Source organism: Ramlibacter sp. (assembly GCF_036676645.1).
Classification (GTDB): domain Bacteria; phylum Pseudomonadota; class Gammaproteobacteria; order Burkholderiales; family Burkholderiaceae_C; genus Ramlibacter.
On record NZ_JAKFCM010000034.1, the window covers coordinates 1 to 1,893 of the forward strand.

A 1,893-nucleotide genomic window follows, 5' to 3' on the forward strand; every position below is an offset into this window, starting at 1 on the left:
GGTAGCCCCTGCGGCCAAAGCGGCACCGCGCCCAGCGCCTGCAGCGCCAGCCCACGTGGCGGCCGAAAAAGGCTTCTTTGGCTGGATCAAGAGCCTGTTCGGCGGCGCCGAAGCGCCGGCTGCAGCGCCTGCCGCTGAAGTGAAGAAAGACGAGCGCAGCGGCGAGGCACGGCGCGAAGGACGTGATGGACGCGGCGAGCGCGGTGAACGTTCAGAGCGCGGAGGCCGGGACGGCCGCCGTGGTGGTCGCAGCCGTGGTGAAGGGCGTGGGGAAGGCCGCGGCGAAGCTCGCCCGGAGGGCCGCCCCGAAGGTCGTGGCGACCGGGGTGAGGGCCGCGGCGGCGAACGCCGTGAACGCAGTCCCGAAGCACGCGGCGAAGGCGCACGCCAGGAGCGTCCCGCCGGGGAAGCACGCCCTGAAGCCCGCGCTGAAAATCGCGGCGAAGGCCAACCCCGCGGCGAAAGCCGTGAAGGGCGTGAGGGCCGCGGCGAAGGTCGCGGAGACCGCAACCGCCGCGAGCGCGGCGAACGTGGCGACCGCATCCCGCGCGATGCGGTAGAGCAGGATCTCGCATTGGCCAACCAGGCCGCGATGGCCGCAGCCATGGGTGGCGATGCTGCCGTGCAGGGACAGGACAGGCCCGCCCCGGAAGCCGGCCGTGACGGCGATCGCCAGCAGGGTGGACGCGAAGGACGGGGCGAAGGTCGCCGCGAGCGCGGTGAACGGGGTGGAGAGCGCGGTGGCCGCCGAAATGACCGCCGCGGCGAACGCACCGAGGGCCAGGGCCCGGCCGCCGACACCGCTGGCAATACCGTGAGTGGTGAAGCCGCCCCCATGGCTGCAGTTGCACTCGACGAGACCGGCCAGGCCCTGACGCAAAACCAGAACGGCCAGAGCGATAGCCCGGCCGACGAGCAGCGCCAGCCCCGCGAACGCCGCAGCCGTGACCGCTACGGCCGCGACCGGCGCGAGCGTGGCGAGGAGCGCGGTGAAAGCGGCGAGCGCAGCGAACAGGCCGCCGAGGGCGCCGCCGCACCCGCCGGTTCAGAGCAAAATCAGGCCCCTGCCTTGGAAGAGCGCGCACCAGTTGCTACTGAATTTGTAGCATCTGCTGTGGCTCCAGCGGCTGCTTCGGCTCCGGCTCCTGCCTACACGGCGCCCGTGGCGGTTGCCGCACCCGTGGCAACGCCCGTGCCGGTACCTGCGCCCGCAGCAACCAGCATCATGCTGCCCAAGGTCCAGGCCTACGCCCTGCCCCTGCAGGATCTGGCCCAGGTGGCCGAGTCTTCAGGCCTGCAGTGGGTCAACTCCGATGCGGCCAAGATTGCCGAGGCGCAAGCCGCCATCGCCGCTGAAATCAAGCCGGTGCATGTGCCGCGCGAGCGCCCGCCCCTGGCAGTGTCCGATGAAGGCCCGCTGGTGCTGGTGGAGACCAAACGCGATCTGGGCTCGATGACGCTGCCCTTTGAGCAACCACCCGCCTGATGGACCGGCAGGCCAGCCATTGGCCTGGCCCCCAGCCTCCTGAAAAGGCCCCGCGTGCGGGGCCTTTTTCTTTGCCTGTTCGACACCTTGTCGAGGCCTGTTCGACGCATCGCGCCGGCGTTCCGGGACGTGTGTGGTGCGCATGGCGCGGTGCAGCGGTGCCCGGCCACCGGGCGGCTGCTTGGGCAGCAAGAAGCCTGGCGCCTCTACAGCTGGGCAGCGCGCTTGTAGGCCTGCGCCGCCGCCGGCTCATCCTCACGCTGCTCAGCCAGCACCGCCAGCGCCCGCCAGGCATTGCGGTGCAGCGTGGCATCCTGCAGGCCCATGGCGGCTTGCGACAGCAACTGGCGGGCCTTGCCCCACAGCTGACGGTTCAGGCAGGCCATGCCGGCCAGGTACTGCAGATT

At 71.1% G+C, this 1,893-nt stretch carries 2 protein-coding genes and 1 pseudogene; 1 reads left to right on the forward strand and 2 read right to left on the reverse strand.

Annotation, left to right across the window (positions count from 1 at the left end; genetic code table 11):
* Window positions 1–211: 211 nt before the first annotated feature.
* Complete coding sequence (locus V6M57_RS06465) at window positions 212–880, reverse strand: hypothetical protein (protein ID WP_332814174.1); 669 nt, start codon at window positions 878–880, stop codon at window positions 212–214.
* Between V6M57_RS06465 and V6M57_RS06470 the strand changes: the two genes are divergently transcribed.
* Complete coding sequence (locus V6M57_RS06470) at window positions 836–1,486, forward strand: hypothetical protein (protein ID WP_332814175.1); 651 nt, start codon at window positions 836–838, stop codon at window positions 1,484–1,486. The two genes, V6M57_RS06465 and V6M57_RS06470, sit on opposite strands and share 45 nt — an antisense overlap.
* Before the next feature lie 206 nt (window positions 1,487–1,692).
* On the opposite strand, the pseudogene V6M57_RS06475 reads toward V6M57_RS06470, so the two are convergent.
* Window positions 1,693–1,893, reverse strand: a pseudogene (locus V6M57_RS06475) (heme biosynthesis protein HemY); the annotation flags it as partial.

Coding starts and splice junctions, on each gene's coding strand:
- V6M57_RS06470 (WP_332814175.1), top strand. CDS start 836: ATGGCTGCAGTTGCACTCGACGAGACCGGCCAGGCCCTGACGCAAAAC.